The organism is Cryobacterium sp. 10I1, from assembly GCF_035019805.1.
GTDB lineage: Bacteria > Actinomycetota > Actinomycetes > Actinomycetales > Microbacteriaceae > Cryobacterium > Cryobacterium glucosi.
This window is the reverse complement of the sequence record NZ_JASJVF010000522.1, coordinates 1-793: the sequence shown is the minus strand read 5'-3', so window position 1 is coordinate 793 and position 793 is coordinate 1. Positions and strand designations below refer to the sequence as shown.

Sequence of the window (793 nt, the reverse complement as noted above, 5' to 3'; positions counted from 1 at the left end):
CTACTACGCTGAAACAAACGGCCCGATAGATATCGAAGCCGCCAACAAAACGGCGGCATGAAAACCGGGACGGTTCACAGTGCTGTCCTCTCGCAAACATTGCGCTCCGAATTTTTCCTGGCACTTTCTATCGGCTCAGCTACGCAGCAGTTATCAGGAACGCTTCTCGACAAATAATTCGAACTCGACTCAATTACGGCGACAACACCTCACTGGGCGACGATGTCGTGCTCCGCGGCGCAGACGAACCAACCGATACGTCAGCTGAGGGCGGTCAGAAATTTCTGAGTGGACCTCGCGGCGCACAGAACTGGGAATTCGTTCAACTGCACCGCTACTTCTGGGATCCCTTGTTTCCGCCCAGTGAATCCATCGCCTTGGGTCAGGCCGTGTTCGATGCCCCGGAGCAGCACCTGGACGTCAGATTTGCCTTGGGCCAGACCCTTGTCAATGATTGCCAGACCAATGCTTCGATCAGTGCGGATGACGAGTTGGTGCTTCTCCTCAACGGCCGTGCCAACGGCACCCCCTACAACTGCAAACCGTGAGGACCATCATGAGAAAACGCACTCGTTTCGGCTTGGCCGGCCTCGCCGCCATCGGCCTGGCAGCACTGGTCGTCGCTAACCTTCCCGGTCACGCGGAAGTGGCCGTGAATTTCAGCGATCCCAGCGTCGGCTTCCGTGACCAAGCCAGCGGCGCATACCTGCGCATCGACCTGGACTCCACGGCTGCTGGAGTGGGCCAGTTCTACTTCAGCGCACCGGGCGTGGGACTCGTCGTCCCCGCGAAG

2 protein-coding genes are annotated in these 793 nt (G+C 58.6%); both read left to right on the top strand.

The window, feature by feature from the left end; all coding sequences use genetic code 11:
- The first annotated feature begins 227 nt into the window (after positions 1–227).
- Positions 228–548: a hypothetical protein gene (locus tag QN345_RS19555; RefSeq protein ID WP_322136672.1), complete on the top strand. Its 321-nt coding sequence runs from the start codon at positions 228–230 to the stop codon at positions 546–548.
- An 8-nt stretch (positions 549–556) separates the two neighbouring features.
- On the top strand, positions 557–793 hold a 237-nt coding region (locus QN345_RS19550; protein WP_323509179.1), incomplete at its 3' end, for a hypothetical protein.